At 67.9% G+C, this 22504-nt stretch carries 19 protein-coding genes; 3 read left to right on the top strand and 16 right to left on the bottom strand.

The window, feature by feature from the left end:
- Positions 1 to 37: 37 nt before the first annotated feature.
- The 6 genes from H7I57_RS25580 to H7I57_RS25555 all read right to left on the bottom strand — a co-directional run bounded on the left by H7I57_RS25580 (position 38) and on the right by H7I57_RS25555 (position 8717).
- Positions 38 to 457 (bottom strand): DUF4233 domain-containing protein, encoded by a 420-nt coding sequence (locus tag H7I57_RS25580; protein ID WP_264026987.1) that lies wholly within the window; start codon positions 455 to 457, stop codon positions 38 to 40.
- Positions 454 to 1884 (bottom strand): bifunctional tetrahydrofolate synthase/dihydrofolate synthase, encoded by a 1431-nt coding sequence (gene folC / locus H7I57_RS25575; RefSeq protein WP_275081713.1) that lies wholly within the window; start codon positions 1882 to 1884, stop codon positions 454 to 456. Before folC ends, H7I57_RS25580 begins: the two co-directional genes overlap by 4 nt.
- On the bottom strand, positions 1884 to 4601 hold the full coding sequence (locus tag H7I57_RS25570) for a valine--tRNA ligase (RefSeq protein ID WP_264026984.1): 2718 nt from the start codon (positions 4599 to 4601) through the stop codon (positions 1884 to 1886). Before H7I57_RS25570 ends, folC begins: the two co-directional genes overlap by 1 nt.
- Positions 4602 to 4655: 54 nt before the next feature.
- Complete coding sequence (locus tag H7I57_RS25565) at positions 4656 to 5252, bottom strand: DUF937 domain-containing protein (RefSeq protein WP_264027164.1); 597 nt, start codon at positions 5250 to 5252, stop codon at positions 4656 to 4658.
- Positions 5253 to 5352: 100 nt separating this feature from the next.
- A complete protein-coding gene (locus H7I57_RS25560; RefSeq protein ID WP_264026983.1) occupies positions 5353 to 6621 on the bottom strand; it encodes a saccharopine dehydrogenase family protein in 1269 nt (422 codons plus the stop codon).
- An 11-nt stretch (positions 6622 to 6632) separates the two neighbouring features.
- Positions 6633 to 8717 carry a S9 family peptidase gene (locus tag H7I57_RS25555; protein WP_264026982.1) on the bottom strand — a complete coding sequence of 695 codons (2085 nt, stop codon included), beginning with the start codon at positions 8715 to 8717 and terminating at the stop codon, positions 6633 to 6635.
- Positions 8718 to 8905: 188 nt separating this feature from the next.
- On the opposite strand from H7I57_RS25555, the gene H7I57_RS25550 reads away from it, so the two are divergent.
- On the top strand, positions 8906 to 10237 hold the full coding sequence (locus tag H7I57_RS25550; protein ID WP_264026981.1) for an ammonium transporter: 1332 nt from the start codon (positions 8906 to 8908) through the stop codon (positions 10235 to 10237).
- Positions 10238 to 10456: a hypothetical protein gene (locus tag H7I57_RS25545; protein ID WP_264026980.1), complete on the top strand. Its 219-nt coding sequence runs from the start codon at positions 10238 to 10240 to the stop codon at positions 10454 to 10456.
- Between the two features lie 68 nt (positions 10457 to 10524).
- Here the strand turns inward: H7I57_RS25545 and H7I57_RS25540 are convergent, their stop codons facing one another.
- Genes H7I57_RS25540 through H7I57_RS25530 form a run of 3 tightly spaced genes read right to left on the bottom strand, consistent with a single transcriptional unit; the run spans position 10525 to position 13041 of the window.
- Entirely contained in the window at positions 10525 to 11502 is a 978-nt protein-coding gene (locus H7I57_RS25540) for a heme-dependent oxidative N-demethylase family protein (RefSeq protein WP_264027163.1), read from the bottom strand.
- 40 nt (positions 11503 to 11542) lie between these two features.
- Complete coding sequence (locus H7I57_RS25535; protein ID WP_264026978.1) at positions 11543 to 12499, bottom strand: PDR/VanB family oxidoreductase; 957 nt, start codon at positions 12497 to 12499, stop codon at positions 11543 to 11545.
- The gene (locus H7I57_RS25530) at positions 12496 to 13041 is read right to left on the bottom strand and encodes a dimethylamine monooxygenase subunit DmmA family protein (protein ID WP_264026976.1); all 546 of its coding nucleotides are present in this window, start codon (positions 13039 to 13041) and stop codon (positions 12496 to 12498) included. Before H7I57_RS25530 ends, H7I57_RS25535 begins: the two co-directional genes overlap by 4 nt.
- Positions 13042 to 13192: 151 nt before the next feature.
- Between H7I57_RS25530 and H7I57_RS25525 the strand changes: the two genes are divergently transcribed.
- On the top strand, positions 13193 to 14359 hold the full coding sequence (locus H7I57_RS25525; RefSeq protein ID WP_264026974.1) for an FAD-dependent oxidoreductase: 1167 nt from the start codon (positions 13193 to 13195) through the stop codon (positions 14357 to 14359).
- A 13-nt stretch (positions 14360 to 14372) separates the two neighbouring features.
- Here H7I57_RS25525 and H7I57_RS25520 read toward each other — a convergent pair whose 3' ends face one another.
- The 7 genes from H7I57_RS25520 to H7I57_RS25490 all read right to left on the bottom strand — a co-directional run bounded on the left by H7I57_RS25520 (position 14373) and on the right by H7I57_RS25490 (position 22448).
- On the bottom strand, positions 14373 to 14873 hold the full coding sequence (locus H7I57_RS25520; protein ID WP_275081701.1) for a transglycosylase family protein: 501 nt from the start codon (positions 14871 to 14873) through the stop codon (positions 14373 to 14375).
- 228 nt (positions 14874 to 15101) lie between these two features.
- Positions 15102 to 15425 (bottom strand): transglycosylase family protein, encoded by a 324-nt coding sequence (locus tag H7I57_RS25515; protein ID WP_275081700.1) that lies wholly within the window; start codon positions 15423 to 15425, stop codon positions 15102 to 15104.
- 1005 nt (positions 15426 to 16430) lie between these two features.
- Positions 16431 to 17033, bottom strand: a complete 603-nt coding sequence (gene mobA / locus H7I57_RS25510) for a molybdenum cofactor guanylyltransferase (protein ID WP_264026973.1) — start codon at positions 17031 to 17033, stop codon at positions 16431 to 16433.
- Between the two features lie 34 nt (positions 17034 to 17067).
- Positions 17068 to 18183, bottom strand: a complete 1116-nt coding sequence (locus tag H7I57_RS25505) for a 2-oxoacid:ferredoxin oxidoreductase subunit beta (RefSeq protein ID WP_264026971.1) — start codon at positions 18181 to 18183, stop codon at positions 17068 to 17070.
- Positions 18180 to 20168: a 2-oxoacid:acceptor oxidoreductase subunit alpha gene (locus H7I57_RS25500; RefSeq protein ID WP_372510400.1), complete on the bottom strand. Its 1989-nt coding sequence runs from the start codon at positions 20166 to 20168 to the stop codon at positions 18180 to 18182. Before H7I57_RS25500 ends, H7I57_RS25505 begins: the two co-directional genes overlap by 4 nt.
- 318 nt (positions 20169 to 20486) lie before the next feature.
- Positions 20487 to 21356: a PfkB family carbohydrate kinase gene (locus H7I57_RS25495; RefSeq protein WP_372510399.1), complete on the bottom strand. Its 870-nt coding sequence runs from the start codon at positions 21354 to 21356 to the stop codon at positions 20487 to 20489.
- Positions 21357 to 21443: 87 nt separating this feature from the next.
- Positions 21444 to 22448, bottom strand: a complete 1005-nt coding sequence (locus H7I57_RS25490) for a LacI family DNA-binding transcriptional regulator (RefSeq protein WP_264026969.1) — start codon at positions 22446 to 22448, stop codon at positions 21444 to 21446.
- Positions 22449 to 22504: the final 56 nt, after the last annotated feature.

Raw genomic sequence — 22504 nt, 5'->3', positions numbered from 1 at the left:
CGGGTCAGCCGGACGACGATCAAGCGGCGAGGAACTCTCAGTCGCTCGGCGGCTGCTGGCCGGGGAGCAGGCCACGCTTCTGGCGGCGCAGCACCTCTGCCCGCAGATACACCAGCAGCAGCCACACGACGGTGAACAGCAGCCCGATGAAACCGATACCGGGGTAGACCACCCACCCGGCAATCAGCAGCAGTTGCACGCCGAGATCGGCCCAGATCGCCCACGACCGCCCCTGAATGCCGGCCATCAGGACCAGCAGCACCGCGACGCCGACGACGTAGATCGTCGACCCGGTGGACAGGCCGCCGCCGACGGCGTCCACGACGGGCAGCGCCAGCAGCACGACGATGGCTTCGAGGATCAGCGTGCCGGCCATCACGCCGCGGAAGCTCTTCCACGGGTCCGGAGCCGACCCGGCGGCGACACCGGGTTCGCCCGGCGGCGGCTTCTCGCTCACGCGGGGTCCCTTCCGAACAGGCTCCGCGCGGCACCGGCGGTGACCACCGATCCGGTGATGACCACCCCGACGCCGCCCATGCCGCCGACACCGTCGGCCTCGTTGCCGGCCTCCTCGACCAGTGCGGTGGCCGTCTCGATGGCGTCGGGCAGCGTGTTGGCGACGATGACGCGCTCGGGGCCGAAACGTTCCTCCGCCTTGAGCGCCAGCGCGTCCACCTCCAGTGCCCGCTCCGACCCGTTGTGGGTGACGACGATCTGGTCGAGCACCGGTTCGAGCGCGGCCAGGATGCCGTCGACGTCCTTGTCGGCCATCACGGAGACGACGCCGACGAGGAACCGGAAGTCGAACTCGTCGGCCAGCGCCTGCGCCAGCGCGGCCGCTCCTGCCGGATTGTGCGCGGCGTCGATGAAAACCGTTGGAGCACTGCGTATCCGCTCCAGCCGCCCGGGCGAGGTCACCGCCGCGAAACCGGCCCGCACGGCGTCGACGTCGAGCTGGCGCTGCGCCCCGGCACCGAAGAACGCCTCGACGGCCGCAAGGGCCAGCACTGCGTTGTGCGCCTGGTGCTCGCCGTGCAGCGGCAGGAACACGTCGGTGTACGCGCCGCCGAGTCCCTGCAGCTCGAGCAGCTGTCCACCGACTGCCACCTGCCTGCCGACCACCGCGAACTCCGAGTCCTCGCGGGCGACGGCGGCGTCGGCCCGCACCGCCTGGGCCAGCAACACCTCCATGGCCTCCTGCGGTTGGCGGGCCATCACCGCGACCGTGTCGGTCGGGATGAGGTCGTCTGATTGCCTGGTGATGATGCCGGCCTTCTCGCCGGCGATCTCGGCGAGGGTTCCGCCGAGGTAGTCGGCGTGGTCGATGCCGATCGGCGTGATGACCGCCACCGGGGCGTTGACGACGTTGGTGGCGTCCCATCGGCCACCGAGTCCGACCTCGACGACCGCCACGTCGATGGGGGCGTCGGCGAAGGCGGCGAAGGCCATCGCGGTGACGACCTCGAACTTGCTCATGGCCGGTCCCCCGGCTGCCTGTGACTGTTGGTCGACCATCTCGACGAACGGCTCGATCTCCCGGTACGTGTCGACATAGGTCGCCGGGCTGATCGGCCTGCCGTCGATCGAGATGCGTTCCACCGCCGACTGCAGGTGCGGGCTGGTGGTGCGGCCGGTGCGCCGGGCCAGCGCGGTCAGCAGCGCGTCGACCATCCTGGCCACCGACGTCTTACCGTTGGTTCCCCCGATGTGTATCGACGGATAGCCGAGTTGTGGTGACCCGAGCATCTCCATCAACGCCGAGATCCGGGCCGTGCTCGGCTCGATCTTCGTCTCCGGCCAGCGTTGGTCGAGCAGGTGCTCGACCTGGAGCAGCGACGCGATTTCGTCCGGGGTCGGTTCGGGGTCGAACTCGGGCGGGTCCATCATTGCGGCAACGACTCGAGCCTCGCGGTGATGCGCTCCACTTCCTCGCGGGCCAGCTGCTGGCGGGCGCGGATCTTGTCGACGACCTCCGCGGGCGCCTTGGCGAGGAACCCGTCGTTGCCGAGCTTGCCGGTGGTGCCCGCTAGTTCTTTCTGTGCCGCGGCGAGATCCTTCTCCAGCCTGCGCCGTTCGGCCGCCACGTCGACGGTTCCCGAGGTGTCGAGTTCGACGATCACGGTCGCGTCCGACAGCCGCACCTCGAGCGAGGCCGACGGGCTGAAGTCGTCGGCGGGCGGGGTGAGCCAGGCCAGGGCCGTCACCGCGGGCACGTGTGCGTCGAGTCCGGCGGCGGTGATGTCCGACAGCCGGGCAGGCACCTTCTGCCGGTCGGCGAGGCCCTGGTCGCTGCGGAACCTGCGGACCTCGGTGATCAGTTTCTGCATGTCCGCGACGCGTTGTGCCGCAGCCTGATCCACGCCGAACCCGGACGGCGTCGGCCATTCCGCGACGACCACAGACTCACCGCCGGTCAACGCCTTCCACAGAACCTCGGTCACGAACGGCATCACCGGGTGCAACAGTTTCAGCAGGGTGTCCAGCACCGCCGCCAGGACGGCGGTCGTATGCGAAACACGGTCACTTTCTTGGGAACCCAGCTGCACCTTCGCGAGCTCGACATACCAGTCGCAGAACTCGTCCCACGCGAAGTGGTACAGCGATTCACACGCCCTGTTGAACTCGTAGCTGTCCAACGTCGAATCCACCTCGGCGCGAACCTCTTCGAGCCGGCCCAGAATCCAGCGGTCGGCGTCGGTCAACTCGTAGGACAAGAGGACGCCGGACTGCGCCTTTTGCTCTTCGCCCAAGGGGCTCATCGCGGCCCCGTTGAGCAGTGCGAAGCGGGTCGCATTGAACAGCTTGGTGGCGAAGTTGCGTGACGCCCGGGCATGGTCCTCACCGATCGCCAGATCGCCACCCGGGCTGGCGCCCCGGGCGAGGGTGAACCGCAGCGCGTCCGCGCCGAATTTCTCCACCCAGTCGAGCGGGTCGATACCGTTGCCGCGGGACTTGCTCATCTTGCGGCCGAACTCGTCGCGAATCAGGCCGTGCAGGAAGACATTCTGGAACGGCACCTGCGGTCCACGGGCGCCGTCGCAGGTGATCGCGGGGTCGTCGGCGACGAACGTGCCGAACATCATCATCCGCGCCACCCAGAAGAACAGGATGTCGTAACCGGTCACCAGAACCGTGGTCGGATAGAACTTCGCCAGTTCGGCGGTGTGATCGGGCCAGCCCATCGTGGAGAACGGCCACAGCGCCGAACTGAACCAGGTGTCCAGGACGTCGGGGTCCTGCTCCCAGCCTTCCGGCGGCACTTCGTCCGGTCCCACGCACACGGTTTCGCCGTTGGGCCCGTGCCAGATGGGAATCCGGTGGCCCCACCACAACTGGCGGGAGATGCACCAATCGTGCATGTTGTCGACCCACGCGAACCAGCGAGGCTCCAGGCTGGCCGGATGGATCACGGTGTCTCCGTTGCGGACTGCGTCCCCGGCCGCCTTGGCCAAGGATTCCACCTTGACCCACCACTGCAGGCTCAGGCGCGGCTCTATCGGTTCGCCGCTGCGTTCGGAGTGGCCGACGCTGTGCAGGTAGGGGCGCTTCTCGGCGACGATGCGTCCCTGGGCGGCCAGCGCCTCCCGGATGGCCACCCGCGCCTCGAATCGGTCCATCCCGTCGAACTGCGTCCCGGTGTCGGCGACGCGGCCCTTCGTGTCGAGCATCGACGGCATCGGCAGCTGGTGCCGCATGCCGATCTCGAAGTCGTTAGGGTCGTGGGCGGGCGTGACTTTCACTGCGCCCGTTCCGAACTCGGGGTCGACGTGGTGATCGGCGACGACGAGGATCGACCGGTCCAGGAACGGGTGCGGCAGCGTCTGGCCGACGAGGTGGCGGTAGCGCTCGTCGTCGGGATGCACGGCGATCGCGGTGTCACCGAGCATCGTCTCCAGCCGCGTCGTGGCCACCACGATGTGGGGATCCCCGTCGTCCAACGAGCCGTAGCGGAACGACACCAGCTCGCCCTCGACGTCCTCGTACTTGACCTCGAGGTCGGAGATCGCGGTCTCGAGCACCGGCGACCAGTTGACCAGCCGCTCGGCCTGGTAGATCAACCCGGCGTCGAAGAGCCGTTTGAAGATCGTGCGCACCGCCCGCGACAGGCCCTCGTCCATGGTGAATCGGTCGCGGCTCCAGTCCACGCCGTCGCCGATGGCGCGCATCTGCCATCCGATGGTGCCGCCGGACTCACGCTTCCAGTCCCAGACCTTCTCGACGAACAGTTCGCGACCGAAGTCCTCTTTGGTCTTGCCGTCGACAGCGAGCTGCTTCTCCACCACCGACTGGGTGGCGATGCCCGCGTGATCCATGCCGGGCAGCCAGAGGGCCTCGTAGCCCTGCATGCGCTTGCGTCGGGTCAGCGCGTCCATCAGCGTGTGGTCGAGGGCGTGCCCCATGTGCAGGTTGCCGGTCACGTTCGGCGGTGGCAGCACGATCGAGTAAGCAGGCTTGCCGCTGGTGGGATCGGCGCTGAAGTAGCCGGCCTCGACCCAGCCCTGATACAGGGCACTCTCCACCGCCCCTGGATCCCATGACTTCGGGAGGGCCTCGGCACCGTCGAGGCCGCTGGTGGCAATGGGCTGGGAGCTGGCGGTCACCGAGCCATTCTAGGAAGACGCCGCGAGCGGGTCACCGCCACCCGACAACCTCGCCTACTTCCTCCCGCCGAGAAGGCCACCGAGGATGTCGCCGAGGCCACCGCCCTTGTCGCCGCCGAGAACGCTGCCCAGGATGCTGCCCAGCGGGTTGTCGCCGCCGCCACCGGCGGTGCCGCCGCCGAGGATGCTGCCGAGGATGTCACCGAGGCCACCGCCGGACTGTGCCTGCGGTTCGGCCGGCGCCTGGCCCGTGGACAGCTTCTTCCCGATATAGGCGAGCACGATCGGCGCCAGGATCGGCAGCAGCTTTTTGATCAGCTCGCTGTTGCCCGCGCCGCCGCCGGCGAGCGCCGATGCCACCTGGCCGGTGTCGTTGCCGCCGAAGATCTTCGAGATCGCTCTGGAGCCGTCTGCCTCATCGACCCGGTCGACACTGACCCCGCCGTCGAGAAGGCCGCTGGCGGCGTGACTGTTGGCGGCCGACGCGATGTTGGTCGCGGTGCCGGGGTCCTGGGCGTTCTGCTGCAGACCACCGACGAGCACCGGAACCAGCGTGTGGATCGCGCTGTTCACCTCACCCTCGTCGGCGCCCAACCTGGCGGCGATCTGCTGAGTGGGAATCTGATCGAAGAGCTCGTCGAGGCCGGCCATCGCATCCACCTTCATCGCTGGAAACAGTGCGGATGGCCCGACCCTAGACCGTGACACGGGCGCCCGGCAGGTGTTCGCGTCACGGGCGGCCCGCCGCCGCTCAGTTCAGCCGCGTTACCTCCAGCGACACCCCTGCAGCGGGGAACCGGGCCAGCAGCGCGTCACCCATCGCCGCCGCCGGGGTCAGCACTCCGCGCAGGTCGGAGAGCTTGTCGCGATCCATCGCCAGCGCCAGGCCGCTCTCTCCGAGCATCACCGATGTCGCCTTGTATCCCGGATCGCCCTGCTGGGACATCCTGGCGACATAGCGGGCACCCGTCGACGTCGTGGTGTAGGTCTCGACGGTGTAGTGCCCCTGTTCGCGGGTCCGTTCGCTGGGACCGGTGCCGGGCTTGGGCAGGACACGCTCCAGCAGGGCGCTGGGCACCCGGTCCAGGAAACGGCTGCTGAGCTGGATCGTCGCGACGTTGCCCGCCGTCGCCATCGCCGCGGCCACCGGTGCGACGATCGAGCGGCCGAGGCTCATCTGCTCCGCGTATTCGAAGCGTCTGCCGTAGGCGTAACCGAGCAGCGCGTTGCTGCGCCGGACGATGCGGCTGTTGGGGATCGCCATCGCGAACGCGCCGACCCAGTAGCCGTCGAGTTCGGGGGCGACGTCACGGCCGCGGCGCCACCTGGCGTCGGGTTGGGCGCCGAGCTCCGGTTCGGCCGAACGGTCCGGTGTCAGCGTGTACGGGTCGTTGAGCAACCGCCGCGCCTCAGGGTCGACGGACGCTTCCCGGGCGAGCTCGGTCATCGACGCGACCGTGCCTCCCGACATGCCGCCCGCGAACCGGCGCACCACGTAGTTGGTGTCGCCGAGCTGACCGGTGCCGTCCCGCTCCGCCTGCCGGTACAGCGCGAACACCGTGAGATCCGAGGGGATGGAGTCGAACCCGCACGCATGCACGATGCGCGCCCCGGTGTCGGCGGCCTGCTTGTGGTAGAGGTCGATGGCCCTGCGGATGAACAGGGGTTCACCGGTCAGGTCGGCGTAGTCGGTGCCCGCAGCCGCGCAGGCGGCCACCAGCGGAAGCCCGTATCGAAGGTAGGGCCCCACCGTGGTGATCACCACTCGGGTGCGGGCCGCCAGCGCGTTGAGAGTCGACGGTTGCGACGCGTCGGCGGCGATCAACGGCCACGACTGCGCCGCCTCCCCCAGCGAGTCACGCACCGAAAGGAGCCGATCGGTGGACCGACCCGCGAGCGCGATGCGGGCGCCGCCGCCGGCCGCGGCGAGATACGCGGCGGTCAGCTTGCCGACGAATCCGGTCGCACCATAGACGACGATGTCGAACTCGCGATCGGCTTCATTTCCCGGATGGCCCATGCCACCCGACGCTACCCGAGGGTTTCCGGCAGCCCGACGTCTTGGCCGAGCACATGCTTGGCCAGGAAGGCCGTCACCACCTGGTACCAGATCTTGGCGTGTTGCGGATGGAGCACCCAGTGGTTCTCCGACGGAAAGTACAGGAAGCGGTGCACGGTCGATCCGTCGTCGGCGGCGGGCATCGCCGACCGGCTCAGCAGCTCGTACCACAGCCGCAGCGCCTCGCCGATCGGCACCCGATAGTCCTTGTCTCCGTGGATGACGAGCATCGGCGTGGAGATGTCCGAGACGAAGCGGTGCGGCGAGTTCGCGGCAGCCATCTCCGGTGTCATCTCCCTGGCCCACCAGTACGCGCCATCGGTCGTCGCACCGAACTGGTCGAGTGCCCACAGGCCGGCGTGGGTGACGATCGCGGCGAAGCGATCGGTGTGCCCGGCGATCCAGTTGGCCATGTACCCACCGAACGAACCCCCCATCGTCGCGGTGCGGGTCGCGTCGACACGAGGGTGTGCGCAGGCGGCGTCGGTCGCGGCGAGCAGATCGGTGTACGGCGCGAATCCCCAGACGCCCCAACCTCGTTGGATGAAGTCCTGACCGTAACCGGTCGACAGGGCCGGGTCAGGGAGCAGCACCGCGTATCCCTGGGCGGCCATGAGCCACGGGTTCCACCGCCAGTGCCAGGCGTTCCAACTCGCCAGCGGGCCGCCGTGGATCCACAGAAGAAGTGGAGCGGGCGCATCGTCATCGCGACCGTCCGGGAGCACCAGCCACGAGCGGATGGCATGCCCGTCCTCGGCGGTCGCGCTCACCTCGGTCAATGTGCCGGGCAGTTCCGGCAACGGCACGCACGGCAGCACGGTCACCGATCCGTCGGCATCGATCCGTACGGGATGCTGCGGCGTCGCATAGGAACTGCGGAGGGCGAACAGCACACCGCCGCGGGCGGCGCAGACATCACCGCCGCGGGCGGCGCAGACTTCACCGCCGCGGGCGGCGCAGACGTCGGAGTAGGTGAAGTCGTCAGCGACGACGGTGCGCACGGCACCGGTGGCCGGATCGACGGCGAAGATCGGACCCCGCCCGCGGTCGTCTGCCGTCACGATCAGCGACGCACCATCCGCCGACCACGTCACCGACGTCGGCCAGCGGTCCCATTCGGCGGTCAGCTCCACCGGCTGACCGCCGAACCGCAGGAGCCACAGCGTTATTCGGGGCGCCCGGTCAGGAGCGGAGAGGGTCTCGCGGGTGAAGGCAACCGACTGCCCGTCGGGTGAGATCGCCGGGAGCCCGAGGTCAGCTTCGGGGTCGTCGACGATGACGGACCGTTGCGCGGTCGCCACGTCGATCCGGACCAGTGTGCTGCGCAGTGCCGCCCCGGGATCGGGCCGGTTCCACGTCGTCACCACGAAGGTGCCGTCGCGGCTGAGGTCGAAGGCGGCATCGCGGAGCGCGTCCCCCGGGTCGGGCGTCAGGTCGGCGTGCCCATCGGCAGGCACGGCGCCGAACGAAGCGGCACTGAACAGGTGCGCGCGTTCGGGGCCGAGGTCATGGTCCCAGTGCCGAACGGGATATTTCTGGTGCAGCACGGCCGACACCTTGTTGTCTTTGCGCGCGGTCCGCAGGCGCTTGTCGTCGTCGACGTCGCCGGCCGACGGCAACATCGACGACGCGACGACGATGGTCGCGGCCTCGGACGCCGCGACCACGCCGCCGACACCGCCGGGAAGTGCGACGACCTCGACCGCCTCGCCACCGGCCGCGGGCAGCCGCCATAGCGACTTGGGCGGCTTGTCGTCGTCGTCGGTGGGCCGGGCGGCGAGGAACAGCAGGTCGCCGTCGGCCGTGAACTCCGGTGCCGACTCCCCTTTGGCACCGTGGGTGATTCGACGGCCCGGCCGCACCCCTGCCGGATCGATCTCCCACAGCGCGCCGAGGAACTCGGTGCGCTTGTCGTCGAGTCGGGCGACGGTCGTGACGACCCGTGAGCCGTCGGGCGACACCGCAAGCCCGGACACCCGCGGCAGCGCGAGGAAGTCATCGAGATCGTGAAAGGGCGTCGAGGGCGTTGCGGGATCTGTTGCAGGACCTATGGCCATTGGCACTTCGTAACACACGGCACCGCATGACTTCACGCGGAATTAACGCGCCTTGACCGGCGGGACACATTCCCACAGTTAGCGTCAAGCCTCGTACACCGTCAGTACCTCGAGAACACTGCGGATAAACGCAGTCCCGAGAGAGTCACCCCCTAGCCAGCACCCCTAACCCAACGGCGGAGGTCCCCTTGACACCCGAAGTCGAGGACGCGATTGCGTCCATGACCGCAGTCAACAACGAGTTCTTCTACTGGATGTCGATCGCGTTGATGATGCTCATCCACGCGGGCTTCCTCGCGTACGAGATCGGCGCCTCGCGATCGAAGAACGTCCTGGCCACCGCGATGAAGAACCTGCTGGCATTCGCCACCATCGTCGCGTCGTTCTTCTTCGTCGGCTGGTTCCTGTACAACGCGATGCCCGGCGGCTTCATCGAGTTCAGCGACGCGGCCAAGGCGGCCCTGCCGTGGAGCGACAACATGGGGCCGAACACCGCTGATCAGGCGAGCGGCATCTTCTGGGGCGCGTTCGCGCTGTTCGCCGCCACCACGGGTTCGATCATGTCCGGTGCGGTGCTGGAACGTATCCGGACCAGTGGCTTCCTGGTCCTGACAGTGTTCGTGGGTTCGGTTGTGTGGATCATCGGCGCCTCATGGGGGTGGCACGGCGCCGGCTGGATGCTGACCGAACTCGGTTTCCACGACGTCGGTGCGGCCGGCTGTGTGCACATGATCGCCGGGTTCGCCGCACTGGGCATCCTGATCAACCTCGGGCCGCGGATGGGCCGGTTCCTTCCGGATGGCACGCCTGTGACGATCCGCCCGCACAACCTGCCGCTGACGATGCTCGGGTTGTTCCTGATCTTCACCGGGTTCTTCGGCTTCCTGATGGGGTGCGTCATCTACGGCCCCACCGGCTACGCCACCATCTACGGAAGCCCGACGACGTTGAGCGCCTTCGCCTTCAACACGTTGATGGGCCTGGCCGGCGGCATCATCGGCGCCTACCTGACCTCCCGCGGTGAGCCCTTCTGGACGATCTCGGGCGGGCTGGCCGGCGTGATCGCGGTCGCGGCGGGATTGGATCTGTACCATCCCGGCCTGACGTTCGTCATCGCGCTCGTCGGCGGCGGTCTGATCCCGTTCATCGGCAAGCTGCTCGACAAGATGAAGATCGACGACGTGGTGGGCGCGGTCGCCGTGCACGGCGGAATGGGCTTGTACTCGTTGATCGTGGCCGGGATCTTCCTCGCCGGATATCCCAACACCGACGGCAACCCGTCGATCTCGTTCTGGGGTCAGCTGATCGGTGCAGCAGTCTTCGCCGCTCTCGGCTTCATTCCCACCTACCTGCTGTCGCTGGGGCTGAAGAAGGCGGGCCTGCTGCGCATCCCGCCGGAGGTCGAGCAGCAGGGCCTGGACCTCTCCGAGGTTCCCGCCACCCCCTATCCCGAGGGCATCCCGGTGACCGCGATGAAGGTCAACGGCTCCGTCCTGGTCGTCACCGAGGAGGTCAACTAGATGTTCAGTCCCATCACCAGCTATGACGAACCCGGGGTGGTGTTCACGTTCGGCGGCAACAGCTTTGGCACATGGCTGTTCTTCATCCTCGCGGTGGTGCTGTTCGTCGGATTCTTCGTCCGGATGATCCAGCACGAGAACCACGCCTACAAGGCGATCATCGAGCACGCGCCGGTGGAGAAGGGACCGGCCGCCGAGGGCGAGCCGCCCGTCTACTGACCCACTTCCCCCGCGAGCAGACGCAAAATCGCACGGATCCAGCTGGATCCGTGCGATTTTGTGTCTGCTCAGCCGGCGTTCTGCAGCCAGCGCACCGCGCGGTCACGGTAGGCGATGATGCCTTTGTAGTCGGCCATGTCGTCGGGCAGTTCGGCCATCACCGTCGCTGCCCGCTGTCGCCAGGGATCGATGGCCGCGACGTCGGCCAGCGGCAGCATGTAGGTGCGGATCAGGAAGCAGATGGCCCCGGACTCGGGCAGCCGGATCAGGTGCTGCACCTCGACCCGCAGATGGACCTGACGCCCGAATTCCTCGTCGCTGACGGTCTGGATCAGGGTCCGGTCGGGGCCCCACTCGTGATAGCGCTCCGTCGAGACATCAAGCCGGCGACCGATGGTCATGGTCCAGTTGGTGCGCCGGTAGGTCTCGCCGGGCTGCAGCCGCATCAGGAACTCCCTGGCGCGCGTGATGACACCCGTTTCGCGGAGCCGGGGAACCGGGCCGTGGATCTCCAGGAACGTCATCCCGACGTCGAAGCCGAACGACCAGTCCGCGGCGAAGGTGACCACGCCCGCATCGCCGAAAAGGTCCCCGTCGCGCTGGTCGAGCAGGACGATGTCCTCCTGCACCTGGCCGGCGATGTACGCCAGTGGCTCGTCGGGCAGCGTCGCCTCGTCCCCGATCACGAAGTCCTGGGTGATGCCGAGTCGGGCATTGCGCCAACGCCACCCGGCACCGTCGCGCTGCAGCGACATGGTCTCGGGGTAGGCCGACGCCATCTCCCGCATCAGAGTCAGCATCGTGTCCCAGCACGCAGGCCGCATGTGGGGCAGCACCGCATAGCGTGTCGGGTCGAGGGCGAGAACCGCTGCGCGCTCGGTGAGTTCGTGCTCGTATTCACTGTCGATGTCGACGACACGCTCTCCCCACCGTCCTGTGGGAGTGTGCACGGTCGCGCCTGCCGGTTCCACGTTGGTGCTGTAACGGTAGGTGTCGGCGGCGAACGGGAAGGGGAACGTCTCGATCAGGTCGGGTGCGGACAGCAGTTGTTCAGCGCTCACGCGGGTCTCCGATTCATTCGCTCATTCACAGTGTCAACTCCAGGGTCTCGCCGAATCCACGGGACACACAGGGCATCAGCGAGTCGCCCGCCTGCTTCTCGGCCTCGCTGAGATACAGGTCCCGGTGGGTGATAACGCCGCGTGTCACTGGGATGCGGCATTCTCCGCACACGCCGCGCCGGCAGAGGTTGGGGACGTCGTAGCCGTGGCTCTCGAGTGCTTCCAGGAGCGAAACCCCCGAGTCCACGGTGAACTCCTCTCCGGTGGAGACGATCTGAACGGCGAACGGCTCTCCCGGGTCGAGCGCGTCAGCTCCGAAGTGCTCCAGATGAATACGGCTGGGCGGCCAGCCCAAGTCGGCGGCCGCTGCGGTGACGAAGTCGATGAACGAGGCCGGGCCACAGATGTAGAGGTGCGTGCCGAACGGTTGCTCGGCGAGGCTCGTGGCGAGCTCGGCGACGAATTCGTCACGGCGCGTGTGGATCGAGGCGTGATCGGTGAGGGTCCGGACCGTGTCGACGTAGGCGCCGCGGCCTTCCCGGTGGATGTAGAGCAGCCGCGCGTCCCGCCCCCAGAGCCGGGCGCTGCGCAGGTGCGAAACCATCGGGGTGACACCGATTCCCGCCGCCACCAGCAGGTGTCTGCGGGCGCGCAGCACCGGCGCGAATGCGCTTCGAGGCGGACGGGTGACCACGGTGTCACCCGTCGCCAGCTCGTCGTGGATCCACTGCGATCCACTGGGCCGGTCGGCCCCTCCGTCACCGCATCGCAGCACCGAGATCACGTAGGCGCTCGGGGTGATCCCGTCTCCGGTGAGCGAATACGCGTTGGCGGGACGACCGGGACCTCCGCACTCCACCACGATGTGACTGCCGGGGGTGAACGACGGCAACGGCGCGCCGTCGGGATGCGTGAGCGTCAGCGTGCGGATGCCGTCGACCGAGTCGTCGATGGCGGTGAGGACCAGCTTGAGGGTGCTCACGACAGTTCCTGCTCCTCGGCGTCGACCATGAATCCCAGGTGCGCGCCCTGGCGACGGGAGACGTGGTAATAGACCAGCAGATTGCGGCCGCAACCGGCGCACGGCAGGACGTCGTCGAGTTCGACGGCCGCGCTGGTGACGGTCCGGCAGTGCACACACTGGACCGATCGCAGCCCCACGTCGGTGGACGCCACCGTGATCTCGTCGTCGGCGACACCCAGCTGCATCGCCAGCGCACGCAGCCGCAGGCAGGAGTCCGCCGGGCCCGCCATCATCAGGCGCCACCCGACCCTGGCGTCGGCGAGGTCGGATATCAGTGCCGCACGCGCGTTCTCGTCGCCGCCTTCGGCCGCGACCTCATGCACGTGGACCGCGGTTTCGCGACCCGTCGCGGCGATCTGGGAACACCAGAGCCCGGCGATCTCGGCCCCCGATGGCCCGAAGGCGACGACGGTCCAGCTTCGGCCGCAGATGTCGGCGTGCGGCCTGGTCGGAGTTGTGGCCCACGCGGGCACGCTCGTCAGCTCGAGGGCGGGTCTCATGAAACCTTCCGGGGTACACCTGTGGTTGACGGGGTTGCCCTTCAGGAAACCAGCCCTGCGTTTCGCGGATGTGACCTGACTGTCTCGTCTACTTGACGCGTTGCTCGCCGCCGACCGGCCTGCGCGGTGCGCGGACGGATAGGGTCAGCGCATGTCGGCGCGCATCACGGTCATCGGCGCAGGCATCGCCGGGTTGGGAACCGCGGTGGCCTTGCACCGTGCCGGTCACGACGTGACGGTCGTCGAGCAGCGCAGCGACACCACGACCGGCGCGGGCATCAGCATCTGGCCCAACGCGCTGGCCGCCTTGGACGAACTCGGGCTGGGTGACGACGTGCGCGGCGCCGGCGGCCGGGTGACCGGCGGAGCGATGCGCTGGCGCGACGGCAGGTGGTTGCGCCGCCCCTCGGCCCAGCGGATCGTCGACGCGCTCGGCGAACCTCTGGTGGTGGTGCGCCGGTCGGTGTTGACCGACATCCTGCGCGACGCGTTGGCCCCGGGCACTGTCGAGACGGGTGTGACCGCGACCGGGCTCACGATCGCCGATGTCTCGGTCCAGCTCACGACGTCGGACATGCAGATCCGGGAGAGCGATGCGGTGATCGGCGCCGACGGGGTCAACTCCGTGGTGGCACGGACCCTCAACGGCGCGCTGCGCAGCCGATACGTCGGATACACGGCCTGGCGCGGAGTCGCCGCCTACCGGCTGGATCCCGCGCTGGCCGGCGAGACGATGGGCGCCGGAACCGAGGTCGGGCACGTGCCGCTCGGCCCCGATCACACCTATTGGTTCGCGACCGAACGCGCACCCGAAGGCAGCAGTACCCCCGGCGGCGACCACGCATACCTCACGACCAAGCTCGCCTCATGGGCCGAGCCGATCCCCCGGCTGGTCGCGTCCACGGACCCGGCCGATCTGTTGCGCAACGATCTGTTCGACCGCGCCCAGCCCGAACGGTGGTCGCGCGGCCCTGCGGTGATCGTCGGCGACGCCGCTCATCCGATGCGTCCCCATCTCGGCCAGGGTGGCTGCCAGGGCCTCGAGGACGCGGCGATCCTGGCGCGATTCCTCGAGTTGGCCCCGGACGTGGCGACCGCGTTCGCCCGGTTCGGCGACTTCCGTAAGCGTCGTGTCCGTCCGCTGGTGCGGGAATCGGCCACGATCGGCAGGATCGTCAACCTTCGCCCGTCATTCCTCAGCGGTGCCGCCAGTCGGGCCACGGCGCTGATCCCGGAACGAGCGGTGACCGCGCACCTGGCGTCGATCGCGGCGCGCTCGGCGTTCCGCCTGCCCACCGCGGCGGACGTCGCAGGCTGAGGTCAACCGGTCGTCAGCGCGCCGAACGCGGTGTCGTCAGCTTGGTGCACATCTTGCGCAGGTCGAGGATGCCGCCGAAGACCGAGGTCGGCATCGCCGCGCACCCGGTCGCCTTCGCGGGGACCGCGGCCGGCACGGCCGGGGTGGCGGGCGCGTTGCCCCACACCTGCGCGGCCATCCCCTTGGCGCCGCACGTCGGCCACGCCTTGAGGCCCTGGGTCCGCAGCACGTTTTCGGCAACGCGGATCTGCTCGGAGCGCGATGCGGTCGCCGGGTTGCCGACTCCGCCGTTGGACGCCCAGGTCGCCTGCTTGAACTGCAGGCCGCCGTAGTGGCCGTTGCCGGTGTTGATGTTCCAGTTGCCGCCCGACTCGCACTGCGCGATGGCGTCCCAGTTGACCGAGTCCGCGTGTGCGGTGGCCGTGGCGCCGTCGAGCGTCATCGGGACGGCGGCGAGCGCTCCGGAGATCGCGGTGGCCATCAGGGCTTTGGTGACAACTTTGCGAATGTTCATCTCTGCGGTCCTTCCCCGACCGTTATGACTCAAAGGCCCGCACTCTCACGCTGCGGTTATCTCGTCTGTCGGGTGACCCACATCACCTGTTACGCACGTGGCGAAAGTTTTAGTCGTTACTTATCTGACGTAAGAGACCCCTGAGAACGCGGGGATCGGCCGGCCAGAGCACAAAGAGGGCGGCGCCGGCATCCGCCGGCACCGCCTCTCCAGGTATGTACTTGGTTGTCAGCCGCGTCCGCCGCAGGTCGGCCACGCGCCGATGCCCTGCGTCTGCAGCACGTTCTCGGCCACGCGGATCTGCTCTTCACGGCTGGCGGTGTGCGGCGAGCCCGAGCCACCGTTGGACCGCCAGGTGCCCATCGCGAACTGCAGGCCGCCGTAGTAGCCGTTGCCGGTGTTGATCGCCCAGTTGCCGCCCGACTCGCAAGCCGCCACGGCATCCCAGTTGACGCTGTCCGCACTCGCGGTGCCGGTCGCCAGGGCCATCGGCGCAACTGTGAGCGCTCCAGCGATGGTGGCCATACCAAACGTCTTGCGGATGTTCTTCAACTTCGATCCTTTCGCCAAGCGCGCGCCATCACTGCCCGCTCCAACGCGGACTGAGTGCCTGAAATCAGGCGGTTTGATGGGGTCGTGCCGTCTCGGTCAGGCACGACGGGGGAGGCAGTAGGCCTCACCGGGACTGTGACCCCGGATGCCGCGAGAGGCTGATCCGCCTCGCACAGCCCCACACACGCAGGTTCGTGGTTTTTGATTTATTTGCTCCGTATGAAGCTGGTTTGGACCGTACAAAGCCATCAGCGCAAAGTCATCTCGCCCGAGAACGTGTCGCGCGCAGATCACGGAATGATCACGACCACCCGTCGCATCGTCGGTGCAGGTCAGCCCTCGGATTGTCGCCGCCGCAGAAATGCGAGCCCGCCAAACCAAAGGTGAGCCAAATCACGGGCATATTGTGAGCTGGGACACGCTCGTTCGCCCTCTGCAGCCGTCAACCCACCACGAAAATGCATGAGCCAGAGCGAAAAGGGCATTTCCGTCGGCCAGGAGGGCCGACTGGGTTCGCTGGGGCGCCGGTGTCTCCCTGATCTGTCCGGCCCCGAACCCGCTGGTGCAGTGTATGTTTCGGCGCGCGACGGGCAGCGGCCGTTTGCCGGAAGCCGTGAGCGCCATCAGCTCATGTCGGGTCTCTGTCCTCCACAATGCCTGTCCCGCAACGCCTTCGGACGCCGCCCTGGCGGACCAGTGGCGCCCCGAGAGCGGCATGTGGTTACGCCGGCCGGCCTTGCCCGGGATGCCCGGCCGAGGTTCGGCCGATCACGGATCGTCGGTGCCGCCCGTCGACACCGAAAAGAGGACGATCCGTCGCATTTTCCCGCAGGGCGAGCCTCAAGATTGTTGAGCGCCAGGAGTTTTCACAGATATATTTCGAGCACATCACGGAACGCTATTTCTGCAGAACCGTCGCTTATCACGCTGAAACATGTACCAAATTCACTGCCATCAATTACAGGCGATACCGTGCGAATTCGATGACATTCGTAAATGAATTTGCTAGAGCAATCGTGGCGGGGCCACGGCCTCCAAGTCGGCGACGGTGTTGACGTTCGCGAGGGCCGGTTGTTCGGGCATCACGATCCGCTGGGTGTCGACCGAGTCGACCAGGGCGCGCATGCTGCGCTCGCCGGCGTGGACGAGGCCGGCGACCGTGGTGAACAGCGCTGTCCGGTAGATGCCTGCCAGGTAGTGATCGCGGCCGTCCCAGGGGAGGACGACGTCGGCGCCCAACCGCTCGGCAGGTCCGGCCAGCGCCTCGATCAGATCGGTGGTCAGCTCCGGCATGTCCACGGCGCAGACGAACGCGTGCTCGAGCCCGAACTCCGCGGCGGCCCGCAATCCCCGGCCGGTGGCGAGCAGCGGTCCGACGCCGCGCACCTCGTCACGGAGGATGACGGCAGGCAACTCGGGAAGTGCCTGGCCGGGAGCGGCGATGACGTACACGGGCGCACAACGCGCAGCCACGACCGACACGATCCGCTCCACCAGGGTGGTTGGGCCTGCGGGACCGTCGATCACCAGCGTGGCCTTGTCGCGGCCCATCCGCCGGGACGCCCCTCCAGCCAGCACCACGGCGGCCAACGGCAGGGGCGACGTCACACCGGTGACGTTAGCGCAATCAGTCGACGGTCAGTCAGTCAACGACCCACGTGTCCTTGCCGCGAAGCAGCGACTGCAGGGCCTCCGCGTCGTGGGCCTTGGCTTCGCGCGCCGCGACCAGCTGCTGGCGGGCTGCATCGTCGTAGGTCGGCTTGCTCACCTGGCGGAAGATGCCCATCACCATGTGGTCGAGGTTCTGCTCGGACAGCCGCGACAGGGCGAACGCGTACGCCGGATCCTCCAGCTGCGCGTCATGGACCACGATCTGGTCGGCCGACACATCGGCGGTCTTGGCGACCTCGAGCCCGTATCCCGACTTGACCACGCAGTACTCGCCGTCGGCGCCGAAGGTGATGGGCTCGCCGTGGCTGAGGTTGATCAGCCGCTCCTCGGCGCCTTCCTTGCGCAGCGCGTCGAACGAGCCGTCGTTGAAGATCGGGCAGTCCTGCATGATCTCGACGAGCGCGGCACCGCGATGCGCGGCGGCGCCCCGCAGCACCTCGCTCAGACCCTTGCGGTCGGAGTCCATGGCACGGCCGACGAACGTGGCCTCGGCGCCCAGGGCCAGCGACACCGGGTTGAACGGGTAGTCCAGCGACCCCATCGGGGTGGACTTGGTGACCTTGCCGACCTCGGACGTCGGCGAGTACTGGCCCTTGGTCAGCCCGTAGATCCGGTTGTTGAACAGCAGGATCGTGATGTTGATGTTGCGGCGCAGCGCGTGGATGAGGTGGTTACCGCCGATGGACAGCGCGTCGCCGTCACCCGTGACCACCCAGACCGACAGGTCCTCGCGAGCCAGGGCCAGGCCGGTCGCGATGGTCGGCGCACGGCCGTGAATCGAGTGGAAGCCGTAGGTCTCCAGGTAGTACGGGAACCGGCTCGAGCAGCCGATGCCGCTGACGAACGCGATGTTCTCGCGGCGCAGGCCCAGCTCGGGCAGGAAGTTGCGGATGGTGTTGAGGATGACGTAGTCACCGCAGCCGGGGCACCAGCGGACCTCCTGGTCGCTGGTGAAGTCCTTCGACTTCTGCGGTTCGTCGGTCGTCGGAACCAGGCTGGTCTTGGTCAGCCCAGCCGGGCTCAACCCCAGATCGTTGCCGATCAACTGGTTCGTTGCGCGATCCGCTTCGCTTCTCGCTGTCGTCATGCGCTTGCTCCCACACCTGTTGCCGCTGTGTCCTCGATGGTGGCAGCCGCCAACCGCGCGAACTTGGCCTTCTCGAGTTCCTTCTCGCCCAGTGTTCCGTCGAGCGCTGCATCGATGATGCCTTCGACCTCGTCGGCCAGGAACGCCATCCCCTCGACCTTCGTCACCGACTGGACGTCGACGAGGAACTTCCCGCGCAGCAGCAGGGCCAGCTGGCCGAGGTTCATCTCGGGCAGCACGACCGTCGAGTACGCCTTCAGCACCTCGCCGAGGTTGGCGGGGAACGGGTTGAGGTTGCGCAGCTGCGCATGGGCGACCTTGACGCCCTTGCGCCGGGCCCGTCGGCAGGCTTCGCCGATGGGGCCGTAGCTGCTTCCCCAGCCGAGCAGCAGCAGGTCGGCCTCACCGCTCGGATCGTCGACCTCGAGGTCGGGAACCTTGATGCCGGCCACCTTCTCGTGACGCAACCGGACCATCAGGTCGTGGTTCTTGGGCTCGTAGGAGATGTTGCCCGAGCCGTTGGCCGCTTCCAGGCCGCCGATCCGGTGCTCGAGCCCGGGCGTACCCGGGATCGCGAACTGGCGGGCCAGGGTCTCGGGATCGCGCGCGTAAGGCGCGAACGGCTCACCGGATTTGGCGAACGTGTGCTTGATCGGCGGGTACGCCGAGGTATCGGTCACGTCGGGGATCCGCCACGGCTCGGAGCCGTTGGCGATGGCGCCGTCGGACAGGATCATCACCGGCGTGTGGTAGTGGATGGCGATGCGGGCGGCCTCGACGGCGACGTCGAAGCAGTCCGACGGCGACCGGGGAGCCAGCACGGCCACCGGCGATTCGCCGTTGCGCCCGAACAGCGCCTGCAGCAGGTCGGCCTGCTCGGTCTTGGTGGGCAGACCCGTCGACGGTCCGCCACGCTGCACGTCGATCACGATGAGCGGCAACTCGGTCATCACGGCCAGGCCGATCGCCTCGGACTTCAGCGAGATGCCGGGCCCCGAGGTGCTGGTGATGCCAAGCGCGCCTCCGTAGGAGGCGCCGATCGCCGCGCCGATGCCGGCGATCTCGTCCTCGGCCTGGAACGTCAGCACGTTGAAGTTCTTGTGCTTGGACAGCTCGTGGAGGATGTCGGAGGCCGGGGTGATCGGGTAGGTGCCCAGCACCACCTGGAGGTCACCGAGGACACCGGCGGCCACCAGCCCGTAGGCCAGTGCGGTGTTGCCGGAGATCTGCCGGTACTCGCCGGTCTTCAACTTGGCCGGGGACACCTCGTAGGTGGTGGCGAACGCTTCGGTGGTCTCCCCGAAGTTCCAGCCCGCCTTGAGCGCGAGCACGTTGGCCTCGGCGACATCGGGCTTGCGGGCGAACTTCTCGCGGATGAACGACTCGCTGTGCTCGAGTTCGCGGCCGTACATCCAGGACAGCAGGCCGAGGGCGAACATGTTCTTGGCGCGCTGGCCGTCCTTCTTCGTCGCGCCGATCGATTCGACCGCGCCGAGCGTCAGCGTGGTCATCGGAACCGCCTGCACCACGTAGTCCGACAGCTCCTCGCTCTCCAGCGGGTTGGCGTCGTAGCCGACCTTGGCGAGGTTGCGCTTGGTGAACTCGTCGGAGTTGGCGATGATCAACCCGCCGTGGGGCAGATCGGACACGTTGGCCTTCAGCGCGGCGGGATTCATCGCCACGAGCACGTCGGGCCGGTCGCCTGCGGTGAGGATGTCGTAGTCGGCGATCTGGATCTGGAACGACGAGACACCGGGCAGCGTGCCCTGTGGCGCGCGGATCTCGGCCGGGTAATTCGGTTGCGTCGCAAGGTCGTTGCCGAAGAGCGCGGCTTCCGAGGTGAACCGGTCGCCGGTGAGCTGCATGCCGTCGCCGGAGTCGCCCGCGAACCGGATGACGACCTTTTCCAGCTTCTGCCGCGGGGCGGCATCCGTCACGGCGCCGTCGCCATCGACGTCACCATCGACACTGCCGTCTTGACCCACGACCCCTGCCTTTCACGTCTAGTCAGGCTGCGCATTCCCACTCGTCAGGCAAGGCTGCGAGGGCGTGACGCGCCATCGAGTTTCGTCTACCCGTTTTTTCTGTCACTGGGAGTACCGATTATTGCACTTCTCTTAGGCTCCCCTGAACGGGGCGCGCCGGTTACCGACAAGTAAAGAGGCTTGAAACACCATGGTCAACCGCGTGAACTCGCGCGCTGACCCCTTGTTTTGTGGTTTTCATCACGTTTTGGAGAATGGCATTCTCTAAGACTCGGGTTACCCGTCAGTAGCCGACAGCTAGCACTGTGTAGCCGCCAGCTAGCGTGCCCCGCGGGTGGGCCGGCCGAGCTTGGCCGACTTGTCGTGATGCCGCTTGTCCAGTTCCGCGGCGACGAGTTCGCTCGCCAGCTCGGCCGCCCGCCGCGGATCGGCGCCCCCGGCGCGATTGGCCACGTAACAAGCGGTGAACATGTCGCCGGCACCGGTGGTCTGCACGTCCAGGACGCGCCATGCGGCCGGAACGCGGGTGACATCACCGTCGGTATAGATGTCACACCCCTCCGAGCCGTAGGTCACCACGATCTCGGGCACCCCGAGTCGCTTGGCCACCGCAGCGTCGAAAGGGCCGTCGGCCACGACGACGGCCTCGTCTTCCGCCAGCTTCAGAACGTCGAGGTGCACCAGGAGGTCGGCGGGAAAGTGTCGGTCCTCGACGAGCGGCCCGAGTTGGGGTGCTCGAACCAGGCCCTGGCCGTCGTAGGCGACACGATGGCCGCGGGCGGACAGCAGCTCCAGCGTCTCCGCCGGGAAGTCGGTGCGAAGCAGCGGAGCAAGGTGCACCCAGGTGGTGTCGGGATCGGCGGCCTCGACCGCGGCCCGCCCCCATACGGGGCCGATCGCGTCGACCGCCATGTGGCGATGATCGACGTCGTCGTAGTCCAGGCGGAACGCACTCGTCCGGTCCGAGGGGAGAACCCGCACGAGGTCACCGAACCGCTCACACAGCGGGTCGAACAGCGCGTGATCCTGCTCGGCGCCCATGGCCACGATCCGACCGGGGCCGCCGGAGGCCTCCAGGGCCACGCCTGCGAAGGACGCACAGCCACCGGGACTGCGGGGCGCCCCGTTGATGACGTCGATCGCCAGGTTGCCCAGGACGGTCACCCCGTGGACGAGCTCTCGCTGCACCGATCGATCTCCTGGTCTACGCCGGCGCGTTCTCGACACCGTGGGGCGAAATGCTATCGGGCGTGGGTGGGATCCGACGATTCTCGGTCAGGCCGGCAGGTTGTACGGCGTGACGACCTGGATCGGAGCAGGCCGAGCCTGCTCCACCGGCAAAGCGCCGCGCTCCTGCAGGATCAGCCTCAACGCCAGCCGCGCGTCGGCGCGCAGATCGTTGTGCAGCACCGCAGAGATACGACCGTCCCGCAGCAGCCGACGGTTGTCGGCATCGAGGTCATGCGCCACGAAGACCCTGCACACCCGTCCCAACTTCTCGAACGCTGCGACGGTCGCGGTGTTGCCGCCGCCGACGGAGTAGACGGCCTCCACACCGGGGTGCCGCTCGAGCGCGTCGAGCACCAGGCGCTCATTGGTCGCGTCGATGCCGTCGCTACCGCTGACCTCGACGATCGCCCGTCCCGAACTGCGCAGCGCCGAGCGGAATCCGACCTCACGCTCCCCCTCGCCGCGGAACACCGTCCGACTGAGGGTGATCAGGACATCGGACGGAGCCTGTCCCAGCCACTGGTTGACGAGGTACGCGGCGGTCACGCCGGCGCCGTGGTTGTCGATGCCGACGTATCCACAGCGCGCACTCACCGGTACGTCGGTCGCGTACGTCACCACCGGAACTCCCCCGGCGACGAGGCGGTCGATCGCCTCGGCCACCTCGGGGTCGTCCTGGGCCTTGAGCACCACGCCGTGGCTGCCGCGGATCCGGCCGAGGGTCTCGACCATCTGGGCGGTCGATCCGGCTTCCCACAGGTGGAACCGGGCCCGCACCATCGCCGGTGCGAACGCGGGCAGTTCGGCTTCGACCGCAGCCCGGAACGCGTTCGAGAAGCGCTGCGGGGTCTGCATGACGACGTCGATGAGATAGCGACGACCGTTGAGGCGAAGCTGTGCGCGCTGTTTGTCGAGGTCGGCGATCGCCTGCTGGACCTCGGCGACGGTGTTCTCGCGGACCCCCGGTCGGTTGTGCAGCACCCGGTCGACGGTCGCCTCGCTCAGACCCGCTTGCTGGGCGATCTCGCGGACCTTGTAGCGGTGCGCCACCGTCGACTCCCTCCGAGCGCCGATCCTAATGAGGTGTTTTTGATGGGTTTACGCCG

The sequence above is a fragment of the Mycolicibacterium pyrenivorans genome, assembly GCF_025821625.1.
GTDB classification, from domain to species: domain Bacteria; phylum Actinomycetota; class Actinomycetes; order Mycobacteriales; family Mycobacteriaceae; genus Mycobacterium; species Mycobacterium pyrenivorans.
The sequence above is the reverse complement of the archived record's forward strand: the minus strand, read 5'-3'. Positions and strand labels throughout refer to the sequence as shown.